The organism is Myxococcales bacterium (assembly GCA_022184915.1).
GTDB lineage: Bacteria > Myxococcota_A > Polyangia > Fen-1088 > Fen-1088 > JAGTJU01.
In genome coordinates, this window is sequence record JAGTJU010000006.1 from 1 (window position 1) to 23,446 (window position 23,446).

Annotated in this window: 13 protein-coding genes; 7 read left to right on the forward strand and 6 right to left on the reverse strand. The window is 69.2% G+C overall.

The window, feature by feature from the left end:
- Positions 1 to 27 precede the first annotated feature (27 nt).
- From KA712_21075 to KA712_21090, 4 genes are all read left to right on the forward strand, one after another.
- The gene (locus KA712_21075) at positions 28 to 1,386 is read left to right on the forward strand and encodes a hypothetical protein (protein MCG5055465.1); all 1,359 of its coding nucleotides are present in this window, start codon (positions 28 to 30) and stop codon (positions 1,384 to 1,386) included.
- 117 nt (positions 1,387 to 1,503) lie between these two features.
- The gene (gene mtnP / locus KA712_21080) at positions 1,504 to 2,382 is read left to right on the forward strand and encodes an S-methyl-5'-thioadenosine phosphorylase (protein ID MCG5055466.1); all 879 of its coding nucleotides are present in this window, start codon (positions 1,504 to 1,506) and stop codon (positions 2,380 to 2,382) included.
- A 197-nt stretch (positions 2,383 to 2,579) separates the two neighbouring features.
- Positions 2,580 to 3,059: a peptidylprolyl isomerase gene (locus tag KA712_21085; protein ID MCG5055467.1), complete on the forward strand. Its 480-nt coding sequence runs from the start codon at positions 2,580 to 2,582 to the stop codon at positions 3,057 to 3,059.
- Between the two features lie 64 nt (positions 3,060 to 3,123).
- Complete coding sequence (locus KA712_21090) at positions 3,124 to 4,524, forward strand: HD domain-containing protein (GenBank protein MCG5055468.1); 1,401 nt, start codon at positions 3,124 to 3,126, stop codon at positions 4,522 to 4,524.
- A 23-nt stretch (positions 4,525 to 4,547) separates the two neighbouring features.
- On the opposite strand, the gene KA712_21095 is transcribed toward KA712_21090, so the two are convergent.
- Together KA712_21095 and KA712_21100 are read right to left on the reverse strand one after the other, a co-directional pair.
- Positions 4,548 to 5,222, reverse strand: coding sequence for a hypothetical protein (locus tag KA712_21095; protein ID MCG5055469.1), 675 nt, complete (start codon positions 5,220 to 5,222; stop codon positions 4,548 to 4,550).
- Positions 5,219 to 6,193, reverse strand: coding sequence for a hypothetical protein (locus KA712_21100; GenBank protein MCG5055470.1), 975 nt, complete (start codon positions 6,191 to 6,193; stop codon positions 5,219 to 5,221). Before KA712_21100 ends, KA712_21095 begins: the two co-directional genes overlap by 4 nt.
- A gap of 157 nt (positions 6,194 to 6,350) precedes the next feature.
- On the opposite strand from KA712_21100, the gene KA712_21105 reads away from it, so the two are divergent.
- The 3 genes from KA712_21105 (at position 6,351) to KA712_21115 (ending at position 17,811) form a co-directional block, all read left to right on the forward strand.
- The gene (locus tag KA712_21105) at positions 6,351 to 11,222 is read left to right on the forward strand and encodes a hypothetical protein (protein ID MCG5055471.1); all 4,872 of its coding nucleotides are present in this window, start codon (positions 6,351 to 6,353) and stop codon (positions 11,220 to 11,222) included.
- Positions 11,209 to 16,257, forward strand: coding sequence for a hypothetical protein (locus KA712_21110; protein MCG5055472.1), 5,049 nt, complete (start codon positions 11,209 to 11,211; stop codon positions 16,255 to 16,257). The genes KA712_21105 and KA712_21110 overlap by 14 nt, the downstream gene beginning before the upstream one ends.
- Before the next feature lie 87 nt (positions 16,258 to 16,344).
- Complete coding sequence (locus tag KA712_21115; GenBank protein MCG5055473.1) at positions 16,345 to 17,811, forward strand: protein kinase; 1,467 nt, start codon at positions 16,345 to 16,347, stop codon at positions 17,809 to 17,811.
- Between the two features lie 11 nt (positions 17,812 to 17,822).
- Here the strand turns inward: KA712_21115 and KA712_21120 are convergent, their stop codons facing one another.
- From KA712_21120 to KA712_21135, 4 genes are all read right to left on the reverse strand, one after another.
- On the reverse strand, positions 17,823 to 19,964 hold the full coding sequence (locus tag KA712_21120) for a DEAD/DEAH box helicase (protein MCG5055474.1): 2,142 nt from the start codon (positions 19,962 to 19,964) through the stop codon (positions 17,823 to 17,825).
- 57 nt (positions 19,965 to 20,021) lie between these two features.
- On the reverse strand, positions 20,022 to 20,507 hold the full coding sequence (locus KA712_21125; GenBank protein ID MCG5055475.1) for a hypothetical protein: 486 nt from the start codon (positions 20,505 to 20,507) through the stop codon (positions 20,022 to 20,024).
- A 196-nt stretch (positions 20,508 to 20,703) separates the two neighbouring features.
- Positions 20,704 to 22,323, reverse strand: coding sequence for a protein kinase (locus KA712_21130; protein ID MCG5055476.1), 1,620 nt, complete (start codon positions 22,321 to 22,323; stop codon positions 20,704 to 20,706).
- A 269-nt stretch (positions 22,324 to 22,592) separates the two neighbouring features.
- Positions 22,593 to 23,444, reverse strand: coding sequence for an acyltransferase family protein (locus KA712_21135; GenBank protein MCG5055477.1), 852 nt, complete (start codon positions 23,442 to 23,444; stop codon positions 22,593 to 22,595).
- Positions 23,445 to 23,446 lie beyond the last annotated feature (2 nt).

A 23,446-nucleotide genomic window follows, 5' to 3' on the forward strand; every position in this document is an offset into this window, starting at 1 on the left:
TGGCCGGGCTACCGAAGGAGACCTCAGATGAACACCGGATTCGCCAAGACCCTTGGATTCCTGCTCCTGGGAGGCGCCGTGGGCTGCGGCGCCGCCCCCGGCCAAAACGACAACTCTCTCCTGCAGGACGATCCCATCTCCCAGGGCGTTCTCAGCGAAAACGGTCTGTCCGCCATCAACGGCCTGTCCGCCATCAACGGCCTCGTGGCCACCAATGGTCTCATGACCACCAACGGCCTCGCCACCACCAATGGCCTCATGACCACCAACGGTCTCATGACCACCAACGGCCTCATGACCACCAACGGTGGCCGCCTCACGGTCAGGTACATCGCCAAGTGCGCGCTGGCCGCCAACGACTCGATCAGCAAACAAGACAACAACGGCAACTGGCACACCTTCCCCGGTGGCCTTGGTGTGGGCACCGGCTGGAAGAACGGCGCTTGTGATGCGCGCTGCCAGCAGCAGATCAGCGCCTGCGTGCTCGCACACCTCAACAGCACCGGCCAGAACGTGCCCATCTTCGTCACCGCCGACCCCGAGGACATGCCTTCGGTGGGCTTCTCCCTCGCTTACCAGGTGGGTAGCGACGCGCACATTCAGGAAGGCGTGTACATGGGCAACGTGTTTGCGTCCAACCCGCCCGTGGCTCATTACGCCAAGGGCCAGGGCTTCAAGGCCAACATCGCCGGCCGCCTGGGCGCCAGCTCTGGCAACCCCTACAAGCCCATCGAAGGCTACCGTGTGGACCAGGCCACCAAGTACACGGGCCTCGCCGAGCGCCTTTGCAGGCAAGTGCCGGTGGGTGATGGCGAGCACTACGATTACTCCTCCTGCGACTTCCACAGCGCGGCTTTCGGCGGTGGCACCTGGACCAACTGGCCCTACACGATGACCACCTACGTGAACTCCAACTACAACGGCGCCGTGACCCAGGACAACGTCTCCCGCACGCTCTCCTTCGAGGCCAACGCGGTTGGTACCGTCACCGAGAACCCCTCCGAGATCTGGACCACGTCGCACAACTTCGAGTTCGCGAACATCATCGATGCCTTCTCGCCTGGCAAGCTGAGCATCGAAACGGTCAAGGGCTCGAAGCGCCTGTGCGCCTACGACCAACGTGACACGATCACCATCACCAAGAACACGGGCGAGCCCTTCTCTCTCACCACCTTCGACCTCACGAAGCTCTGGGACGAATCTGCCGCCACCAGCTACCGCGTCTACGGCTACGTCAAGGGCCAGTCTGGCCGCCTCGTCAAGGACGTGTCCCTGCCCGCCTCGGGCACCTCCACCGTCAGCCTGTCGTGGAACAACCTCCTCAAGGTGGAAATCATCTCCACCACCGGCAGCACCTGCATCGACAACGTCAAGCTCAAGACCTGATCTCTCCCTCACTCCCTCCTCCCCCGAAAGCCGGCCTCACCCGCCGGCTTTCACCTTTTTCGGCGAGGCCGCTGCTAAACTGGGGCCGATGTCGTTTCTCCGTTGCAAGGTGCGCCCATGAACCCCGAGCCCAGCACAGCCGTCATTGGCGGCAGCGGCTTTTATGACCTGCCAGGCCTGACCGACCTCGAGGAGCTGAACGTCTCCACGCCCTTCGGTGCCCCCTCCGATGCCCTCCGCGTCGGCCGGCTCGGGGGCCGTCGCGTGGTGTTCTTGGCCCGCCACGGCCGCGCTCATTCGCTGCTCCCCGGTGAGGTGAACGCGCGGGCGAACATTTATGCGCTCAAGCAGGTGGGCGTGACCCACGTGGTCTCGGTCTCGGCCGTGGGCTCTTTGCGGGAGGCGATCGCCCCCGGGGATGCGGTGTTGCCTCATCAATTCATCGATCGCACGGAAGGGCGGGCGCGCTCCTTTTTCGGTCAAGGTGTCGTGGCCCATATTGCCTTCGCGGATCCCATCTGTATGCGCCTCTCGCGCTTGATGGAAACCGCAGCGCGTTCCCAGCCGGGCAACGTGCACGCGGGTGGCACGTACGTCTGCATCGAAGGGCCCCAGTTTTCCACTCGCGCCGAGTCGGAGCTCTGGCGCTCGTGGGGCGCCGCCGTGGTCGGCATGACCAATCTGCCCGAAGCTCGACTCGCGCGCGAGGCCGAGCTTTGCTACGCAACGCTGGCGCTGCCGAGTGACTACGACTGTTGGCGCTCGAGCGACGAGGCCGTCACTGCCCACGAGGCCTTCGAGACCCTCAAGCGCACCGTGGACAAAGCCAAGTCCATCGTGGCTCAGGCTCTGGCCGATATCGACCCTCGGCAGGGGTGCACCTGCCGTACGGTGCTCGACGCCGCTTTGGTGACGCCACCGGCTGCGTTCAGCCCCGAGGCCCGCAGCCGGCTTGCGGCCATCGTGGCGCGCCGCCTGGGCGCCGAAAGCGTCTAGACGAGGGCGCGGGCGCTTCACGCTTTGCCGGGTCGCTCCCGGGGAAATGCGGGCGGCCCCCTACCACCCGCCCGCATCACCCGGTAGGATTGACCTCGAGAGGGCCGTGAATCGACGGCCCTTCTTTTTTTTTCGGCGCCAGGGGGCCAGGTGAGTGAGGCGAGGCGCCGGCAGCGCCAGGAGACAAGGAGAGGACCATGCGGATTGAGAGCCGAAAAGTCGTCACGATCGATTACACGCTGACCGACGCAGAGGGCGAAGTGCTCGACACTTCCAAGGGGGCGGAGCCGCTCGTGTACCTGCACGGCTCCGGCATGATCATTCCAGGCCTCGAGGGCGCGCTCGAGGGCAAGGACGAGGGCGAATCGGTCACGGTGACGGTGCAGCCCGATGACGCCTATGGCGAGCGGGACGAATCTCTCCTGCAGGTCGTGCCGCGCGATCGCTTCGGCGAGGAAGACGTCGAGGCGGGCATGCAGTTTCGCGCGCGGGGACCCGAAGGTCCGGTGATGCTCACGATCGTCAAGGTCGAAGACGGCGGCGTGACGGTCGATGCCAATCACCCTCTGGCCGGCAAGGTCTTGTCCTTCGACGTGTCCGTCATCGCTGTCCGCGATGCCACGCTCGAGGAGCTCACCCATGGCCACGTTCATGGCGAAGGTGGCCATCATCACTGAACGGGCCAGTGAGGAGAGCGATACGCCGGCAGGGGCAGGCGAAAACGAAAACACACCTGTCCCCATGCCCACGACCCTCTCCGCAGCCTGCGTTCCCGAAGACGTGCTGGACGTGTGCAAGCGTCTTCAGGGCGCGGGATGGCAGGCGCACCTGGTGGGTGGGGGCGTCCGCGACCTGTTGCTCGGCCGCGTTCCTGCCGACTTCGACGTGGCCACGAATGCCCGACCCGAGGTCGTCATGCAGCTCTTCGGCGCCCGCTACGCGTTGCCCACAGGTCTGGCTCATGGCACCGTGACCGTTCTGGCGGGACGACCAGCTCGTCCCGTCGAGGTCACCACCTTCCGAGGCGAGGGCGCATACCTTGACGGCCGCCGCCCCTCGAGCGTCTCGTTCTCGGCCACGCTCGACGAAGATCTCTCGCGACGCGACTTCACCATGAACGCCATCGCGTTCGATCCTCTCGCCGACCTGGTGACCGATCCTTTCGAAGGGCGCGGGGATCTCGGGCGCAAGGTGGTCCGTGCCGTGGGCGATCCCGGCACGCGATTTACCGAGGACGGCTTGCGCCCGATGCGAGCCGTGAGGCAGGCCACCCAGCTGGGCTTCGTCATCGAGCCCGCGACGCTCGATGCGATTGAGCCCACGCTCCCTTCGTTCCGTAGGGTGTCTGCCGAACGCGTGCGTGACGAATTGTTCAAGATGCTCGCTGCGCCCGTTCCCTCGGGAGGAGTGCGCCTGATGGCGAGGACGGGGCTTCTGCAAGACGTGCTGCCAGAGCTTGCCGCGTGCCGGGGCCTCGCCCAGGAGCCCTTCCATGCGCTCGACGTGTTCGAGCATGCGTTGGCCACTTTGGATTCCTTGCCTCCAGAGCCGACGCTGCGGCTCTCGGGTCTGCTCCACGACGTAGGCAAAGGGCTTGGGCCCGAATCTTCGGCAAGCGGGGGGCCCCCCTTTGCCAGCCATGCAGCCGCAGGGGCGGCGATCGTCGGAAAGGTGGCCGAGCGGCTGCGGCTGTCTTCGGCTGAGCGCCGGCTGCTGTGCGACCTCGTGGGTGGTCACGAGTTCGACGATGCTCCTGGCCAAAGCGATGCCCAGCTGCGCGGGCTGCTCCGGCGCTGGGTGGCGGCGCCCGAGGGGCTCGCACGGGTGGCGGGGCACCTTGCGCTCTATCAGGCGAACCGCAACGCGCGGCACGCGCCTGCGCACAGGGACGAGGCTGCCGCTGCCTTCGTGGCGCGCCTGCACGCGCTCGTCGCCACGGCCCCCCCCCTGTCTGCGAAGGACCTGGCCGTCGATGGGCGCGTGCTCATGCAAGAGCTGGCGCTGCCTCCCGGCAAGCATGTGGGGCAGTTGCTCGAGCGGCTGCTCGAGCGGGTGCTCGAGGACCCCTCACTCAATACCCGGCCTCGGCTCTTGGACGAGGCGCGGGCTCTGCGTACCCCGGTGGCCCCGGTCGGCCCCTGACGGCTGTGGGGTTACGGCCCTTTTCAAGGTTCCCGGGTCAACGCGCGCAGGAATGCGGCGGCGTTGGCAGCGCTTCGCGGGCGGGCCCTTCGGGCTGTCGTTGCCACCTCGTCGTCAGAGGCCCGCCGGAGGGCCTCGGCGGCCACACCCAGGTCCTTCAAGCTGAGCTGTTCGTGCGCGAGGGGGCCGCGCCGCTCGCGGGGGACCGGCAGGCCTTGAGGCACACAGCTGAGGACGACGGGCCCGGTGACGGCCACCTCGATGGCCTCCGGCGCCGCTTCCACCCGCACGGCCCACACGACCGCGCGTTCGGTGTGCCCATCAGGCGCTGAAGGGATACGGGGGGCCACAGCGCCCACCTGGGACACGAAGGGCCAGCCGAGTACCCGGGCGAGGCAGGCGGGCACGAAGCCGCGGCCGCCCCGTCCCGAGCGCAGGCCGCCCAGCACGAGCGCAGGTGCGATCCGCAACACCGCGGCCGCGAGCACCTCCGCGCGGGCGCAGGCCGGCAGTGCGGCGTGCAGCTCCGGGGTGGTCACCTCGACCAGCCGGTGGGTGTCTGGGCGATCGGCGGGGCGCATCGACGTCGTGCCCACGTGGAGCGCAATCACCTCTGCCGCCGGCAGCGCCCGGGCCAAGGCCAGCGCCCCGCGGGTTGCCTGGCCGAGGGGCGCTTCCACGCAGACCACGACCTTCACGAGACGTGGCTCCCGGGCGCTGCCCCTGCGGCATGCACGAGGGCCTCGAACGCCGCGCGGGCCTCGCTTTCGGCCGCTTTCCAGCGTACCTCGCCTGGCGGTAAGGCGCGGGCACGCGGCCGAGGCGTGGCCAAGCCAATCCGGTGGCTCACGGCAAGAGCGAAGGGGGGCGGCCACGCCTGCTCGGGGATGCGGGTGGCCACCGCCAACACGCGCGGGCACAGGAGCCCCGCCCAGGCGCACGTCTCGGACGGCGACAAGTGGACCACGCCACCCGCCCAGGCCGCTGCGAGTGCGTCTGCCGTGGCACGGCCTTTGTCAGACACGAGCAAGGTGTGCGGGCTTCCTCCCCAGCCCGGTGCGTGGGCACGCGCCGCCACGCGGGGTGGCGGTCCCGACGGCACGGACAGCAGCTCGAGTTCGGCGTCGTGCCCGAGTTTGAGGGTTGGCGCAGGCCCGGCAGCCAAGGTACACACCACCACCCGATCGGCTTCGCAGCCGTCGAGTTCGTACTGAGTTTCGAGATCGGCGCTCAGCCGCGACAGCCGCAGCAGGCCGGATCCTGGGCCCCCTCGGGGTGCGCTCACCGTGATCTGCGCTCCGGGAAAGAAGGTCCCCGACAGGCGTGCTGCGAGCAAGGGCGCCAGCTGCACCCCTGCCATGCCCACCGGGAAAACGACGAAGCGCGGACGCAGCGTCGCGGCCACCCGCTCGAGGGTGTTCCCGTGTGTTTCGTACAGCGGAAGTACGGCGTCTGTGGCGAACGCAAGGCCCCGGTCGGCGCCGGCTTCCCCCAGCGCCTGCGCCACGGCGTCCAAGCGGCCGAGCGCGGCGGGGGGCACCGCCACCAGCCCGTAGACGGTGGCGCCGAGGGCGTTCGCGACGCCTCGTGCGCAGCCGAGGGCGTGCCGTGAGGAGGCGTCGGGCGCCAGTGCGGCGTCGAGCTCGACGTACACCACCAGGTTGGCCATCGGACCAAAAATCATAGGGGGCCGCCGGCTCGGGAAGCAAATACAAACCCCTCGAGGCCCGCAGGAACCAGGACATGACGAAGGTTGGACGGACCAGGGCGCAACCGTATACTGGCCCCGGTTCCGCTCCCCCAAACTCAGTCGACGATTTTTCGTTATGTCCTCGAGCCCCTCAGGTCCCGCCGACGCGTCGGCTCCGCTGGCTCCGGCGGCCCGAACGGCCTCGCCGGGCGGCGATCCCCGCGCGTCTGCGGCCAGCGCCGAGGTGGCCTTTTTCGAAGCGGAAGCCGAGGCGGCCACCGACAAGTCCAGGGCAGCCCTTTGTTTTTGGGAAGCGGGCCACATCCTCGAGTCCGAGCTGCGGCGGGAAAAATCGGCCGTGCGGGCCTACACGAAAGCGCTCACCGCCGACCCCACGTTTCAGCCCTCCGCCTGGGCACTGCGCCGCCCCCTGACGGTGCGGGGGCTTCACGACAACCTGCTCCGGGTCATCGAAGCCGAAGCCCGCTTTGCGCGCGACGTTCGCAAAGAGGATCGCGCCGACCTCATGCTCGAAAGGGGCCGCCTGCTTGCCCGCGTGGGGCGTGGCGACGAAGCGGCCGCAGCCTATCGTGGTGCCCTGGCCCTCCATCCGGGGCACCGCGCGGCAACGCTCAGCCTCTTGGGACACGCACTCGCAACCGGTGACGCGCGTGAGGCCGATGACTGTTGGCGCGCCCTCTTGGCGTTGGCCCCTCAGGCGGCGGTCCGTGCCGCCATCGGTTCGGCCATCGCGGGGTTTTGGTTGGTCTCTCCCTCGTCGGGGGCTTCTCTTGCCGAACGCGGGCGCCAGGCGTGGGAGGCGCTGTGGGCGGCCTGGGGGCCGGAGGTCTCCCACGAGGAGCTTCTCGTCGTGTGGGCCGATCGTCTGTGCGGCCTTTCGGGCGACGAAGCGTCACGGGTAGCGCTGGGGGAGCGGCTCGCATCGTTCGCGGCGCGTGGTGAAGTCCCACCGCGGACCCAGACTTTGCGTTTGCTTTCCCTCAGGGAGACGGCACACCGGCTCGCGGCGCGGGGTGCGCTCGACGAGGCGGCTGCCGCTTTGGACGCGGCCCTCTTGCTCGAGCCCGAGCACCCCGTGACCGCCGCCGATCGCCTGGACCTTGCGTCGAAGGCCGGGCGCAGCGACGTCTTCGACGCCTGGCCTGCGGAGGATCCCATCGTCCAGGCCGAGCTCGGCTTCCGTCGGGCCGAAGTGGCGCTCCGGCAGAGCGCCTGGGGCGAGGCCATGGCTGCCCTGGGGCTGGTCGCGCCCGAGCTTGGGCTCGAGGACCTCGTGTTCGTCGAGCGGATGCGCGCGCTGGCCGGCATGCAGGACGCTCAGGGCATGGCAGTCGCCTGCGAAGCCCATGCAGACGCCCTCCTGAAAGCGGCGGAGGCCGCGCGAGAACGCAAGGCGTTCGTCGAGGTGGCTCATCAGTACACGCGGGCGGGCGTGCTTTGGGAAACCGAGCTTGCCGACGGCGCGCGGGCGGAGCGGTTGTACGGGCAGTCTTTATCCCTGGTTCCGGGGTATCGGCCCGCGCTCGAAGGCTTGGCCTCTGTCTACACGCGGGACGGGCGATGGGATGATCTGGCGGCGCTCGTGGCCGCCGACGGGGCGGCGGCGACCACGCCCGCGCGGGCCCTGGCGCTCCGCGAAACACTGGTTCTACTCAACCGCGACTTGCTCTTCGATCTGCCTGCCGCGCTCGCCGTCCAGAGGACCCTGGCTGCGCCCCGGGCCGACGACGCCCGCGCCGCGTTCCGCTGGCTGGACCTCGCCGCTCCGCTCGCAGCGCAGGACCCGCAGGCCCAAGACGATGCGCTCGCCGCGCTGGAAAGGCTCGCGTCTCGTTCGCCCGCGCCGGCCGTACGCGCCGCCCTGGGGATCATGTCTGCACGCCTGGCGCAGGGAGGCGGGCGAGACGACGATGTGGACCCCTTCCTCGAGCGGGCGTTTGCCGCCGACCCTTGTTCCCTTGCGGCTTCGTTTCTCGAACGCCGGGCCCATCGCACGGCGGTACAGCAGCAGTCAGCGCTCGAGGCAGAAGCCGAAGCGTGGGCGAAGCGCCCCGACGGCGAGGCGCGGGCGCGGGCGCTGCGCTTTCGGCAAGCCTTTGGGGCGCTCGAGAGGGGGCAACCCTTCGACGCGCTCGCCGCGCTGGAGCCACTGGCCGTGGCGCAGGACGCCGCAGCGCGGGTGTGGCTCGTCGACGTCGCCCGGCGTAGCCGGGACCCGCAGCTCATCGCACGCACCCTGGACAGCCTCGCCAGGGAGGGGCCCCCGGCAGAGGGGGACCTCGAGCTACGGGTTCTACTGGGGGAGTTGTTCGAGGGCCTGGGTCGTCGGGGGGATGCCGCCCGCGTCTACGCCGACGTGCTGGCCCGCGCGCAGGCCTTCGTGGAAGGAGCGGACGGGGGAGCTTCGGCGCTGCGCTTGGCGGCGTCCGCCGCGTTCGGCTTGCTGCGAGCCTCCGCCGCGACGTCCGATCTCTCGTCTCTCGGTACGGCCCTGGTAAAGCTCGCGTCTCTGTGCACGTCCCCATTGGCGGCGTGGCTCTCTGCAGAGAGCGATTACGTGCGCCTCGTGGCCGGCGAACAGGTCGCAGCCGCGCCCGGCCAAGAGCCCGTGCTGGCATTCCTCGCAGCGGCGCGGGCCGCGGACGCTTCGGCAATGCCTGCGTGCTTGCGGACGCTGGCCGCCGTGTCGCCCCCGGGAGCCGGGCGGGCGCGGCTTTGGCTGCACCTCGGCCTCGCGGCCCGGCTTTCGGGGCAGGAGGGCGAAGCGCTCTTGCTGGCCGCCTACGAGGAGCACGCAAGCGGCGATCTCGAAGTGGCGCTCCTGGAGCTGCCGGAGGCGAAGCTCGACGCGTCTCGGGCCGCCGTGCTCGGCAGCGCGCGCTTGCGGCGTCTCTGCGCCAGATCCGCCGCGGGTGACGAAGCGAGTGGCGACTTGGGGGTGTTGGCCGCCCTCGACCGGGCCCACCGCGCCGAGACCGAGGGCAGCCTCGACATCGCGGCTGCGTCTTTTGCGCTGGCTCTCGAACTGCGCCCCGAATCTTTGGAGGCGCTCGACGGTCTCAGGCGCCTCGCCCAGCGGGCCGGTGCCCGTCGAGACGAGGCCGGCCTGCTGGAACGCTTGGGGGAGGCTTTCGTGGGCGGCGCCGCCGCCGCGACTTACTTCGCCGAAGCGGCTCTGCTGCTCGAGGCCGATGGCGAGGACGAGCACGCCATCCGGCTGTTCTACAAGGTGCTCGCCCGGGCCCCCGACGACGACGAGGCCTTCGCACGGTTGCGCCGGCTCCTTGCCAAAACAGGCGCGTGGCCGCGGCTCGAAGGTCTCCTGGGGTTCAAGCTCACGCGCCTCGGCCAACAGGGGCATCAGTGTGTGCCGCTTTGGCAAGAACGGGCGAGGGTGCGGGCCGAAGGTCTCGATGACGAGCGCGGGGCGCTCGCCGATTGGCAGAGGGTGGAAGCCATGGACCCCCGGGACTTTCAGGCGGCATTCCACCTTGGGCGGGCGGCGCGCAAGCGTGGCGCGCTCGGACCCGCCCGCGCGCGGCTCGAGACGGCGATGGCTACCGGCAGCCCAGAGCCCGGCGCGCGTTTGGCCTGCGCCGTAGAGCTCGCCGAGCTGTGCGAGGCGATGGGCGACCGCGCGGGCGTGCTGTCGGCCCTCGCGGCGCTCGACAGCGAGCACGCCCACGTCTCATTGCCCCTCGTGCAGAGGGCCGAACCTCTGTGCGTGAGGTACGGACGAGCCGAGCTGGCGGTCGCCGCCTACGAGACCTTGGGCAACCGCGGGCAGGGCGCCGAACGAGCGGCGATGTTCGTGCGCGCCGGCCAGCTGCTGCGCGATGGCGGCGCGCCTGGCAGAGCCGTGGCGGCTTTCGTCGAGGCCGTGAAGGCAGATCCCTTGTCGGATGCCGCCCGTGACTTGTTGTCAGCGGGGGGCGTTCCGGCCTCCGAGGGTGAGGCCCACGCGGCCCTTGCTTCGGCGCGGGACCAGGTGCTGGCGGCGTTGTGCGCTCCGCCTCCCGCCGGGGCAGGGGCGCCTCTTTTCGACGAGCCCCGCTTGCAGCTGCTCGCGGCCTACGGGCGGCTCCTGGACGAGCCCTGGCGGGTGGCCGTTGCCGAGCAGATTCTGTTGGTGATGGGGCAGGGGGCTGCCCGGGGCCGCGCCCGGTCGGTGGTGGGGAGCCTCGACGTGGCTCACCTGTTCGCGCTCGGCGCGGAGACTGAAGGCGCTTCGCCCTCCGTCGCCGCCCTGGCAGCTGTCTGGCCGTCCCTCGACCCTTTCGTGAGCCGCGCCTATGCGGCGCGCGACCCCGCGCAGGCGCCGGGGCGCGCGAGCCGCATCGACCACCGCGCCGATCCCCGCCTCGATTGGCTCGAGGCCGCGGCGAACACCCTCGGCCTGACCGCGCTCGTGGTGCATCAGGGCGGCAGCGACACGCAGGTGGCCCTGCCCGGTGGTGCCCTGCCCACGCTGGTGCTGGGCAGCGGCCTGGTGGGCGGCGACCCCGCGAGCCGCTTCCGCGTGGCGCGCGCGCTGGCGCTGCTCCGCCTGGGGGTGCCGTTCGCGGCCTCCGAGCCTGCTTCGGACGTCGACGCGCAGGCCCTCTGGGTGGAGGCGACGATCGCCACGGTGGCCCCCACGCGTGCCTTGGCCGCAGCCCGCGAGACGATGCCCGGTGCGTACCTCGCCCGGAACCTGCCGCGCAAGGTCCTCCGGACCGTGGCACCGCTCGACGAGGCCCTCGCGCAGGTAGGTCCGGCTGATGTCCGTTCGTGGCTTTCGCAAGTGCACCGGGCGGCGGACCGCTTTGCCCTCGTGGTGGCGGGCGACGCCGCCGAGGCCGCGTTTGCTCTGGCGGGGAGCCGCAGCCCGGAACGTGTCAGGGCGCATCCAGAGGTCGGCGCTCTCCTCCGTTTCGCCCTCAGTGACGCCCACCATGGCCTGCGTGTGAGACTCGGGCTTGGGAAGGAGACCCATGTCTCGCCCTAAGCCGCCGCTCGGGAGCACGGGCGAGGCCACCCCAGCGCCGCACACCGAGCCACCGCCCGGGTGGAACGAAGCCATCGACGCGCTTGCGGCGTCCATCGATGCGCTCGAGCCCACCAACACACCTCCCCTCGAAGTGCCTCCGTTCGCGGCGAAGCTCCCCGCAGTCGTGAGCCCCCTGCCTGTCGCGACCCGCCTGCCCAGCCCGCAGCCGCTGGGTCCTGCCCCTCGGGAGCCGAGCGCCCGCGACGAGAGCGGGGTGCTCGTGATTCCGGACCTGGCCGAGCTGTCGGCCTCCCTCGAGGCCGCCCGCTCCCCGGTGCTTCGCCCGGCTCCCGCGCCCTCTGAAGAAGCTGCTACGAACGCGACCCCACCGGACGGCGGAGGATCGAGCGGGGGGGAAGGCGAGGGGACCGATCCGTTGGGGCACCTCGATGTCGATCCCGCCGAGCTCCTCTTCCTCGAAGAAGCAGCCGCTCCGGTGGTCCTGGATCCCTTTGCCGACCCTCCGCCGCCCGAAGCGCCACGCGCGCTCGATGCGCCCCCGTCGGGCCCGGCGTTGCCCGTCGATGGTTTCGTCACGCGCACCGATTGGAGTCAGGTGCGCCTCGCAAAGGAGGCCCCGCCGGCGGCGGACCACGAGGCGCGCTTGGCGCTGCTCGCGGATGAACTGGAGGCTCGGCAGGCCGAAGGGGCCCCAGGGCCGCAGCTCGCGTGGGTGGCCGTAGAAGCCGCGCGGGCGGCCCACGTCGTCGGCGCAACGGCATCGGTCGAGCACTTTCTTGCTCGTGCCACCGCCGCGGCCCCGCAGGCGGTCGCGCCTCGACGGGAGAGGCTGCGCTCCACCAATGCGGCGGCGACGCAGGCCGCGCGGGCGCGGGCCCTCTCGGAGCGCGCCTTCGAGGTGAGTGAGCGGGCGGGCGCCGAATGTGAAAGCTACGCCGTCGTCGCACGCGCGCTGCGGGCTGCCGCGGGGGATCTGACGGATGCCGCCGGCCCCGGTCTCGAGGACCCTGGGCTGGCGTTGGCCGTGGCGTTCGCCGCGCTCGGCGGCGACGACGGGCTGCGTGCCAGCGAGGCTTTGGCGCAGGCCGGGCAGCGGCTTGGCGGCGAGGTCGGTGCCGCGCTCGTACTTGCGGGCGCGAGACTCATGGAGCTGAGGGGCCTCGGCGACCGAGGCGCCGCGCTGCGCGCCCGCGCCCAAACGTTGTTTCCGAAGGCGCCCGCTCTCTTGCTGGCCACCTTTCGTCTGGCGGGCGCTTTTTCGGCCGGCGACGCGCTCATGGCCGCAGAGTCGCTCCTGGGTCAGCTCGAAGGCGTTCCCGACTCCTCGAGGCTTCGCCAGGCCGTGGGCCGGTGGGCCGTGGCCCTCGCGGAGGCCCAGGGAAATCCCTTGCTGGCAGCCGAAGGGCTCGAGAGGGTGGTCGAGGGGCAGCCCCTCGTGGGCCTGTCGGTCGCGGAGCGCATGGCCCTCGTGCCTTTGCATTTTCGAGGCGTCGTCGACAACCCCGAGGGCTGGGTCGAGGGACTGCCACCTGAGGAAGGGGCCTTGTTCCTCACGGCCGTCGCGGAAACCCTGTTCCGGGACGCCCGTCCTACCGAGGCGCTGGCCATGCTCGAGCAGGCGCTCGGCCTTGCCCCGTCCGCCACCTTTTCCGCGCTCCTGGCGGAGCGCCTCGCCCCCGCGCTCCCGCAGGCGGCTGACAAGGTCCGCGCGTACCGTGCCTGGGCGCGCGGAGACGCCTCACGCGCGGGTGTGGCTTACCTCGAGGCTGCCGCCGCGGCGCCGGAGGCCGACCTCGAAGCCCTTCAGGATGCCGCTTTGGAGGCCTTGCCCGTCGACGGGGCTTTTCTCAGCTTCGCCTGGGCCGATCTCGCCGCGCACCGCTTTTCGCGCGCCGCTGCCCGCCTCGAGGCCGGCGCGGCCGCTTGGGCTGGGGCGGGCGACGCCACGCTGGCCGAGGCGCTGAGGGAAAGGGCCGAGGACGCGCGCCAGGCCGAGACCCCCGCGCTGGCCGTGGTCCGCGCCATGTCCCGGTCGTCATCGGCCGACGAGACCTTGGACCATCCGCGGGTGCTGGCCCGGGTGCCGCTCGACCAGGGCAATCCTCCCGACGCCGTCGCCGCCGCCTTCCGCTCCGCCGCCATGGCCAGCCGGTCCGTGAGCCTGCGGGTGATCGAGGCCGCCGGGTGGTTGAGGGCCGCCGGCCAGCGGCGGGCCGCCATTCAGCTCCTCAAGCCGCGCTGGGGGGAGGCCTCCCCCTCCGAGTCCGTCAGCATGCTCTTGCGGGTCCTTGCGAACCCCTTCGACGACCCCGTGAGCGCCGCCAGCGTGTTCGAGCGTCTCGCCTCCTCGTCCGCCACGTCCGACCACCGGGCGTTTTGGCTCTTGCGCCGCGCCGAGGCCCTCCTGGCCGACCAGCAGCATGCCGAAGCCGCCGCGGCGCTCGCTCAGATCGGTGCGGGACCCTTCCGCCTGGAGGCGGACGTGGCCCATCGGCGCGCGCTGTGGGCGGCGGGCGATCACGGTGCCCTCGATGCCCTCCTGCGAGACGAAGTAGATGCCTACGAGGGCGCGGGACAGCCCGAACGGGCGTCCCAAACTCTCATCGACAGAGCCCAACTGCGCGCTTCGTTCCTCGACGACTCCCAGGGAGCCTCCGCGCTTCTCGACGAGGCTCTCGCCTCATCGCCGCAGAGCTTGGCGGGGGCGTGGGCTCGTTTCGTGCTCGCAGCGCGGCTCGGCGACAGGCCGGGTATTCAGGTAGGCCTCGAAGCCTTGGCGTTACAGGGTGACCCTGACGCTGCGTTTTTATGCTTGCTCCACGAGGAGGCCGTGCCCGATGTTCCGCCCCGCGCGCCTCCCTGGCTACCCCTCGCTCTGGCCCCGCCCCACGAGGGCCGCCTCACCCTGCTTCAAAGGACCCTCTCGCCGATGGCGCCGTCCGCCGGCTGGCAGGCCGTGCACGCGTATGCCTCCGCGCGTGCCGATGGGGATCCTCGGCTGACCCAAGCCCTCGCGCTGCGCTGGGCCGAGTCCCTCGCGAGGGCCCGCGCTTTCGATCAAGCGCTTGCGCTCTTGGCCGAAGTGACGGCAAAGGAGCCCGCACATCTGCCGGCGTTGCGCCTCACAGCCCGGGTGGCCAGGGCGGCCGGCCAGCCCGCGCTCATGATCGAGCCTCTCGTGCACGCGGCCGAGACGGTCAGCTTGCCCCACCACCGCGCCCTTTTGTACCTCGAAGCGGGCGAACGGGCGCTCGAGGTGGGAGATGCCCGTGCCGAACCTTGCCTCCATGAGGTCCTGAAATCCGCGCCAGGCCACCCCGAGGCGTTTCGCCGGCTTTACGAGCGCCTCACGGCGCGCGGGGACACGGCGGCGCTGGCCGAGCTCCTGCGCGTACGTCAACAAGCGCCTTTGCCCGCCGCAGAGGCCGAGGCGCTCCGCCTCGAGCGCGCCACCTTGCTCGAGAGCCTGGGGGATCGCGCAGCCGCGAAGGCCGAACTTCGCGGGTTACTGGCGACCGATGCTCAGAACCTGCCAGCCCTGCGTGCCCTCGTCGAGTGCGAGCACAAAGACGGCGCCTACTCGGTGGCGGCCGAGCTGTCCCTGCGGCTGGCCCGCCTCGAAACGGAGCCGGACGCCCAGACCCTCGTTTTCCGACGTCTCGGCCAGATCTATCATCGCCGGCTTTCGGACCAGAAGCTGGCGGCGGGCGCCTACGAGCGTGTCTTGAAGCTCCTGCCCGACGACCAAGAGGCGCTGAACGCGCTTTCGGAAATCTACGCCAAGCAGAATGACCTGTCTCGCGCTCTCGCGGCCACGGCGCGGGCGGCCTCCGGGGAGACCGACGAGGGCCGCCGCCTCACGCTTCGCGTCCGGTTGGCCACCCTCCACGAAAAGAGCGGTGACGTGAAAGAGGCTGGAAATCTGCTCCGGCAGGCCCTCGACGAGGCGCCCCGCAGCCTGCAGGCCATCGGGGAGCTTGCGCGCTACTACGAGCGGCACAAAGACCTGGCGTCGCGCCGGGTGTTGCTCGACACCTCACTGTCGCGCTTGCACGATGAGCTCCGTCGCTTTCCGGGTGACCTCGCAGCCCTGCGCACCATCGTACCCGTGCTACGTTGGTGCGCCCGGGCCGCGGGCTCGGCCGCCACGGCGCAGTTGCTCGCGGCGCTCAGCGACGATTCCGGCGAGCGCCACGAACTGCGAGCCTGGGCCGTGCCCGCCGCACGAGGGCGCAAGTTGACGCCCCTCGTAAACCCCGAGGTGGACGAGATGGCGTACCCCGCGAACTTGCCGCCGGCGCTGCGCCAGGTGATGCGCGTCCTGGGGCCGGCGCTGTCCCGGGCCAGTAAGCCGGACCTGCGCCCCTACGGCGTGACCCGTGCAGATCGCGTCTCGTTAGGAGAGGGCCCCCGCGCGGTCATCGACGCCCTGGCCGTCGGGTTGGGCGTGAGGGGGTTCGAGGTGTTCGTGAGCGCCGAGATGCCCTTCACCGTCATCGTCGAGCCTGGTGACCCCCCCGCGATCATTCTCGGTCGCGAGGTCGTGGCCCAGGGGCCCGTGGCCCTGCGCTTCGCCGCCGGCTATGCGCTGCGTTTGGTGGCCACTCACTTCGACCTCTTGGCTGCCCGAGAGCCCGGCGCAGCGGCCCTCCTCACCGCGCTCGTCCGCCAGTTCGTTCCGGTGGCCACGTCCGACGATCCGGTCGACGAGGCACGCACCCTGCGCGCGTCCGAACGGCTCGCCAAGGCGCTCGGGCGTTCTCTTCGTACCGAGCTGCGCCCCTTCGTCACCGAGATGGCCAGCCCCGAGAGCCTCCGGGTCGTGGCTGATGCCGTCGAAGAGACCGCGGCGCGCGTGGGCCTCCTGGCCTCGGGCGACCTCGCCACGTCGCTTGGCGTTTACCTGGGAATGAAGGGGCTACCCTTGTCCGGCTCCTCGCTCGCGGGGTCTGCGGTGGCAAGCGCCTTGTTCGAGTTCGCGTTGTCCGCCGATTACGAGCTTCTCGTGCGGGCCCTCGACTCGGTCTCCTGAGCTCGCCGCTGCCGTCGCCTCACGCTTGCACGCCGGGATGCGCGCGAAGATCCCGCCCACCCGAAGGCCATGATACAGTGGGCGCCCATGGCTGTCGGCGAGCTTACCCCGCCACCTCAGGACGACCCTCTCGTCGGGAAGGTCATCTGCGAACGCTATCGTGTGATCAAGAAGCTGGGCGAGGGCGGCATGGGGGCCGTTTACCTGGCCGAGCACGTCTTCATCGAGAAGAAAGTCGCGCTGAAGGTGCTTGCACCCGAGCTGGCCCGCAAAGCCGAACTGACGGCGCGCTTTCTTCAGGAGGCCAAATCGGCCTCCCGCATCGGCCACGAAAACGTCATCGACATCTCGGATTTCGGGCAATCACCCGAAGGCTTCGTCTTTTTTGCGATGGAGTTCCTGCAAGGGCAAGACCTCGGACAGGTGGTACGAGCCGAAGGCGCCATGACGTGGCGTCGGGCCCGTCCAATCATCGTGCAGATATGCAAGGCCCTCGGCGCAGCGCACGCCAAAGGGATCATTCACAGGGACATGAAGCCCGAAAACGTCTTCATCATCGACCGGGGAGGCCGGGCCGATTTCGTCAAGCTCCTCGATTTCGGCATCGCCAAAGTTCAGACCGAAGCCGGCGACGACGGCCCGAAGCTCACCCGCACCGGCATGATCTTTGGCACGCCCGAGTACATGGCCCCCGAACAGGCCGAAGGGAAGGTCTGCGACCAGCGCGCCGACGTGTACGCCGTGGGCTGCATGATTCACCACCTCATTGCGGGCGAGGCGCCCTTTCAGGCAGAGAACTTCGTTGCGATGCTGACGAAGCATCTGCTCGAGACACCGAAGCCTCCCTCCCTCAAGCGCCCGGAGCTGGGCATTCCTCCGGAACTCGATGCGCTGGTGCTCAAGGCGCTCGCGAAGCAGCCGGCCGAACGGTTCCAGAGCATGGCCGACGTGCTCGCGGCGGTGGAGTCGATCTCCGAGACAGCCGGAGGACGTGGTCGCTCGCCCTCCACGCAGCCCGCCGCCCGAGGAAATCTCACGCGGCCTTTGGGTGGCTCCGATGGGATGCCCCTCATCGCCTCCAGCGGGCGCGTCTCGAACACTGAGATGATGGTGTCCGGCGGACCCGCGTTCGCCGACGCCCCGGAGGCCGTCGAGGATGACGAACGTGCCCCGAATCCGCGATCCGGAAAGGGCCTGCTGGTGATCGGTGGCATCGCGTTGGGCGCCGTGGTGGCTCTGGCCTGGTTGCTTCTCGGGCACTCGGCGCCCCCCCCTGTGGCAGGGCCGGCGCCGCTCCCCACGGCAGGGCAGGTCCCTGTCTCCCCCGTGACGGTCCCCGCGCCCGTGCCTGAGCCGGCCGCGTTGATCAAAGCGCAAGAAGCGGCCGAACCCGTGCCGCCCCCTCACCCCAAGCTCGATCGCCCCACCCGCAGGGAAGACCCACCCCAGCAAGCCATGCGGCCTGCTGCACCGAAGGGGCCGGAACCGCCCAGGCCCGGCAAGGCGCCGCAGCCGGAGACCCCAGCCGAACTCAAAGGGTTCCCCGGCGAGTAGAGCGGGACCGCTTACCTTCGTGGCTTTGCCGGCTCGCACACGAGCGCCCGGCCGTTGTGCTCCCGACCGTTGAGCGCCAACACCAGAGCTTCGGATTGACCCGAGGGGACGTTGATGTAGCTGTGCGTGTTCATCACTTCGATGTCCGAAGAGGGGACCACATGGCCCGCATCCTGAAGCAGGCTCGCCACGTCGTCGGCGCGTACGCGGTCCTTACGCCCGAGGTTGAGGTAAAGCCGGATCTCGTCGGCTCTGGCCTCTGAACGGCTCGGGGCCCGTGTCCGCGTTCGCTCCTGTACGGGCTCCTGCGCCTGCCGGGGCGACTCCTCCCCGTCTTCGTTCCACACCGACATGAAGTCGTCAGAGGCACGGATGTCGCGACCCTCTCGCACGGAAAGGGGGGCGGCCTCGACCGGCGTGATCTGAGGCGGGGACATCTCTTCCGCGGGTCGGTCACCTCGGCTCGCCATGGGCGCTTCGCTGACCAGCGGCTCTTTGTCGCCGTACCCAGGCTCTCGGTCGCGACGCACACGATCGCCCCGGCGCAGGCGGTCCCCGGGCCGAGCGCGATCCCGCTCACCGCGGCCCTCGGGACGCCGGCCACTGGCGTTGCGTCCACGCTCCCGATCCCCGTAGCGTCCGGCTTCGTCCCGACCCCGGTCCGAGAAACGCTCTCGTCGGCCCTCGCCCTCCCGCCGTGGGGTGGGTTCGTCCAAGCTGGTGGCAAAGCCGAGCGCCTCGCTCTCGGCCTCGGGCGTGCCCTGAGCCATGTTGTCGGCCACCGCTTCGGCCGCCGAGGGGCGGTTGCGGGTGTGGCTCAAGCGCTCCTTCAAGAGGCTAGCCAGCAGGTGTTCGGCGTCGAGTGCGGTCAACACGCGGCGGGCGAGGGCTCGCCACGAGAGTCCGGGTTCGGGCGCGAGGTCCTTGCGAAGCCGCTGCAGGCTTTCCCCTTCGCGGCGCGCCTGGATCTCGGCCTCCGAAGGCAGCGTGCGCTCCTCCGGCTTTATCTTGTAGAGCAGCTTGAGGTAGTAGAACGAACCCACCTCCGTGGGCCCGATGAGCGATACGGCCACGCCGTGGCGTCCCGCCCGTCCGGTTCGCCCGGTTCGGTGGATATAGGACTCGGGCGAATCCGGAAACGAAAAATTGAAGACGTGAGAGATGTCGTCGATGTCGATGCCGCGCGCTGCTACGTCTGTAGCCACCAGGAAGCGAATGCTTCCCTCGCGCATCTGCTTCATGACCTTTTCGCGATCGCTTTGTGACAGGTCGGAAGAGATAGCCTCGGCCTCCATGCCCTTGCTCCGCAGGAACTCCGCCACGCGCCCGGTCTCTTCCCGGGTGTTGCAAAACACGATGCCCCGGCCCGGGTTCTCGAAGGCCAAGATGCGCAGCAGGTCCGATTCGCGGTTCGCGCCGCTGACCGTGTAGTAGAGGTGGCTAATCTCGGCCACGCCCACGAAGTCGGCCGAGAGCTTGAGGTGCACCGGGTTGCGCAGATAGCGCCGCGCCAGGCGCTTGATGCCCTCGGGTAGGGTGGCGGAAAACAGCATCGTCTGCCGCTCCGACGGGGTGTGTTCGAGGATGCGCTCAATGTCTTCCTGAAAGCCCATCGAGAGCATCTCGTCACACTCGTCCAACACCGCGCAGCGCACGCGATCCAGCTTCAAGGTGCCCCGGCGCAGGTGGTCCAGGATGCGCCCGGGTGTACCGCAAACGATTTGTCCGCCGGCCCGCAACTGTTCGACCTGCTTGCCCATGGGCGCACCGCCGTACACGGGTACCACGGTCATGGGCCTGTGGGCCGCGATGCGCGCCATTTCGGCCGCCACCTGCAAGGCCAGCTCGCGCGTGGGCAGAAGCACGATGGCCTGAACGGCCTTCTCGTCGGGATCGACCACGCGATCCACCAAGGGGATCCCGAAAGCGGCCGTTTTGCCCGAGCCCGTGCGGGACTGCACCAGCGCGTCTCGACCCGATTGCACCACGGGAACCGTTTGGCGCTGCACCTCCATCGGAGCCGAAAAGCCCATGTCTTGTAGGGCCTGCAGCACCTCGGCGCGGAGTCCCAGGTCTGCGAAGGTGCCCCGATCGGCCTCCTCCTGCCCCTTGTCCGCCCCCCGTTCCTGTCGATCCGTATCGTTCTCGCTCATGGCTGCCTTCGTTCTTGTTCGTGCTTGTCCGTCGTGTCGACGAGGTCTCGTGCGCTCTCAGCGGATGTCCCGCAGGCGCTCGCTCAGTTTGTCCACCCGCGTGCGTACCTGGGACAGGCGCGGGGCCTGCTCGTTCCCGAAACGCTTGAGTTCGCGTGTGAAGGTGAGATGAACGGCGCCCAGCTCGTCGTAAACGGACGCCATGTCTTCGAGTTCTTTCCGCAGGGCGCGGCTCCGCGCTTCCTGAAACCGGCATCGTTGCCCAAGGCGGCTCCACCGCTTGCGCCAGAGTGCGCCTTCGTCACCCCAGCGCTGGGCTTCTGCCGGGTCGTAGCCGCCCAGCAGGTGATGAAAGCTCTCCAGGTGCTTCTCGAGTGCGACCTGCACGTCCGACAGCTCCTCCAAGCAGCCCTTCAACTCCGCCACCGTGATGGCCTCGCTTACCGGCGTGGCGGCTTCCACGGGGGGATTGCGTCGCCGGTAGATGGAGACACCCACCGACGTCAGCACGTACAGGCTGCCCAGCACGGAAAACGACAGCACCGACCAAGCCAAAAAGCGCCGATACGGTCGGTATTCAGAATTCCTGTCAGATCCCTGTGTAGACAATGGATGCCTTGACTCCCAGCGAGGAGCCGCGGTCCGGAGCGCCGGACGTGGTGCTGGGAGGACCGTACGGACCCGAACCCCGATTGTCAACAGGGCGGGTGCGCCTGGCTGGGCCAGCGCGGCCGCCTGCTCAGAAGCCCGGGCTGAGGTAGCCGTCTTCGTCTACGGTCGTTCGGGGCTTCGTGGGCTTTGGGGGCGGGGCCTCCGTGCCCTTGTCGTTCCGTGAACCCGTCGAGCCCCGACCGGGTCGGGTCACGGCCACCGGACGGCGGCCCGGCTCCTTCGCCGCGTCCTTGGGCGCTTCTTTTTCGGCCTCTTTGACCAGGCTTGCTGCGAGCTTGGCTGACAAGTCGGGCACCAGCGTCATCGTTTGGGTCTCGTATCCCTCTTTGTCGAAGGCGAAAGCGATCGCCTCCTTGCCTTTGGGAAACTCCAACTGGAACGGCGTGGTGCCGAGACGCTCACCCGAGTCGTTGCGGGAGACGGTGGCACCGCTTGGTTCGGACCTGAACATCACGGTCACGAGCTCGGGCACGTCCGGAGCGGCTTCAGCATTCGCCTCCGCCTGCGTCTCGGCTGCGGGCGGTGTCACCGTGGCCGAGGCGGGAGGGCCCGAAGGGCCGCGACCCAGCAGCAAAAACGCGGCGGTTCCCGCGACAAGGATGGCGCCTGCCACCCCGAACGCCAGGCCCTTGTGGGACTTCGGCGGGATGTCGAGGTCGTCCGCCAACTCGCCGTTGCCTTGTCCGAAGGTGGTGGGAGCAGGTTGTCGGCGGTTTCCTCCCTGACCGGGGGCGGCTCCGAACACCACCTGCCCGCTCATGGCTTCCGCCTCGCTTGGACGGGATGCGGGAGCCCCCTCCGCCGGCGCCGCTGATGGCACCGAGCCCCCGTTCAGCACGAAGCTCTGCGGGTCCAAAATGGCCGCTCGGAACTCCTTCATCGACTGAAAACGTTGGGCGCGGTCCTTCGCCAGCGACTTCAGCACCACCTTCTCGTGGTGCTCCTCCAGCGCGGGGTTGATGGCCCGCAGCGAAGGAGGCGCTTGGGTGATGTGCTTGACGATGATTTCACCGTAGCCCTCGCCCCCGAACGGCACCTTGCCCGTCATCATCTCGAACAAGATGACGCCCAAGGCGTAAACATCCGACCTTTGGTCGACATCGGCGCGGCCCTCGCACTGCTCGGGCGACATATAGTAGGGCGTGCCCATGACGGAGCCCGTCCGCGTCTTGTGGGTGACCTTTTCGTCCCCCTGCGTGAGCTTCGCCAAGCCGAAGTCCAGAACCTTGACGAAATCGACGTTCGCGCCGCGGTTGATGAGGTAGACGTTCTCTGGCTTGAGATCGCGGTGGATGATGCCGTGCTCGTGGGACGCCGCGAGGGCGTCCGCCACCTGCGCCGCGATCTTCAAGGCCCGCGCCGCGGGAAAGCGGTGTTCGCGGGTGATGCGGTCCGACAGGGCTTCACCCTGCAGGAACTCCATCACGAAGAAGAATTCACCCTCGTCGGTGTTGCCGAAATCGCTGATGTCGACGATGTGCTCGTTGCCGATCTGATTGACCGATTTGGCCTCGGTCATGAACCGCGACACCACCTCGGGGTTCTTCGAGAGCTCGGGGTGGATGGCTTTGATAGCCACCTTCTTGCCGATGACAGGGTGTTCGGCGAGGTACACGACCCCCATGCCGCCTTCGCCCAGTTTCGCGGTGATCTTGTAATTTCCGACAGTCTGCCCAACGGATATCATGGGAGAGCTAAGTCCTCACGCTTACGGGCTTTTCCGGGCCTTTGGGCAGATTCACCCATTTACTTGTCTTCGTCAAGATTGACCCCCAGCTTGAAGCCCGCCTACCGGTTAGACACCTCAGTAGGGCTTTTTCGTCAACCAGAACGGGTAAAGGGGTGCGGACGGTGACGTTTTTGCACCTACCCGCTGGCAAGGCTCGGGGGGGGGGATCAAGCCAGCCGGCGCGAGGCCGCCGTGCGGCCGGGTTGCTTCAGCCGAACCGGGTTGCTTCAGCCAAAAAAGATCGAACGCCGCTCGAGCAACATTTCCGCAATCATCGTGTCCACTTGCCCACGCACCTGCTCGGCCGCCTCCAACACGGCCGAAGTATCATCGAGCGCCATGGTCGGGGCCACGATCGGCTTTCCCACCTGGATGTGCCACTTCGTGGGAAGGGGTAAAAGACCCAGGGGACCCAGGAAGGGAAAGGTAGGCGTGATGGGGATGTAGGGCAAGCCGAGCCACCGGGCCGGGGCGGTGAGCTTGCCGATCACCGGGTGGATTTCCTCGGCCCCCACGATGGCCGTGGGGATGATAGGCACGCCGGCCGCGGCCGCCAAGCGAACGAAGCCTCCGCGTCCGAAGCGCGTGAGACGGTACCGCTCCCGGTAGAGCTTGCCCACGCCCCTCAGCCCCTCCGGAAACACCGAGACCACCTGACCCTCCTCGAGAAGGCGCGTGGCGTTTTCCATCGAGGCCCGTACGCCCCCGAAGCGGGCCACGACCGGTCTCATGACACGCGAGCGAAACGCAAAGTTCGCCACGAGGGGCCGGGGCAGGCGATGCTGGGGGTGGAGCTTGCGCACGCCGTAAGCAAGCATCATCCCATCGTAGGGTAGGCCCCCTGAATGGTTGGACACCATGAGCGCCGGCCCTGAGTCCGGGAGGTTTTCGAGCCCCGAGAGACGCACGCGGAAGTACCGCTCCCACAGAAAATCCAGCAGCGGTGTGACCTGCTCGAAGAAGTGCGGATCGAAACCAAGGTCCGGTTTCGTGGACGGATCTTCACCGTCCGACGTCCGGATGGCCTCGTATACGGCCTTGAGCGCGCCAAGGACCCGCGCGTCGGGAACGGGGAGCATGC

What these genes read in the sequence shown, in the direction of transcription:
- KA712_21100 (MCG5055470.1), bottom strand. Translation starts at nt 6,193, where the DNA reads ATGGCCAACCTGGTGGTGTACGTCGAGCTCGACGCCGCACTGGCGCCC.
- KA712_21090 (MCG5055468.1), top strand. Translation starts at nt 3,124, where the DNA reads ATGCCCACGACCCTCTCCGCAGCCTGCGTTCCCGAAGACGTGCTGGAC.
- mtnP (MCG5055466.1), top strand. Translation starts at nt 1,504, where the DNA reads ATGAACCCCGAGCCCAGCACAGCCGTCATTGGCGGCAGCGGCTTTTAT.
- KA712_21115 (MCG5055473.1), top strand. Translation starts at nt 16,345, where the DNA reads ATGGCTGTCGGCGAGCTTACCCCGCCACCTCAGGACGACCCTCTCGTC.
- KA712_21110 (MCG5055472.1), top strand. Translation starts at nt 11,209, where the DNA reads ATGTCTCGCCCTAAGCCGCCGCTCGGGAGCACGGGCGAGGCCACCCCA.
- KA712_21075 (MCG5055465.1), top strand. Translation starts at nt 28, where the DNA reads ATGAACACCGGATTCGCCAAGACCCTTGGATTCCTGCTCCTGGGAGGC.
- KA712_21130 (MCG5055476.1), bottom strand. Translation starts at nt 22,323, where the DNA reads ATGATATCCGTTGGGCAGACTGTCGGAAATTACAAGATCACCGCGAAA.
- KA712_21120 (MCG5055474.1), bottom strand. Translation starts at nt 19,964, where the DNA reads ATGAGCGAGAACGATACGGATCGACAGGAACGGGGGGCGGACAAGGGG.
- KA712_21135 (MCG5055477.1), bottom strand. Translation starts at nt 23,444, where the DNA reads ATGCTCCCCGTTCCCGACGCGCGGGTCCTTGGCGCGCTCAAGGCCGTA.
- KA712_21105 (MCG5055471.1), top strand. Translation starts at nt 6,351, where the DNA reads ATGTCCTCGAGCCCCTCAGGTCCCGCCGACGCGTCGGCTCCGCTGGCT.
- KA712_21085 (MCG5055467.1), top strand. Translation starts at nt 2,580, where the DNA reads ATGCGGATTGAGAGCCGAAAAGTCGTCACGATCGATTACACGCTGACC.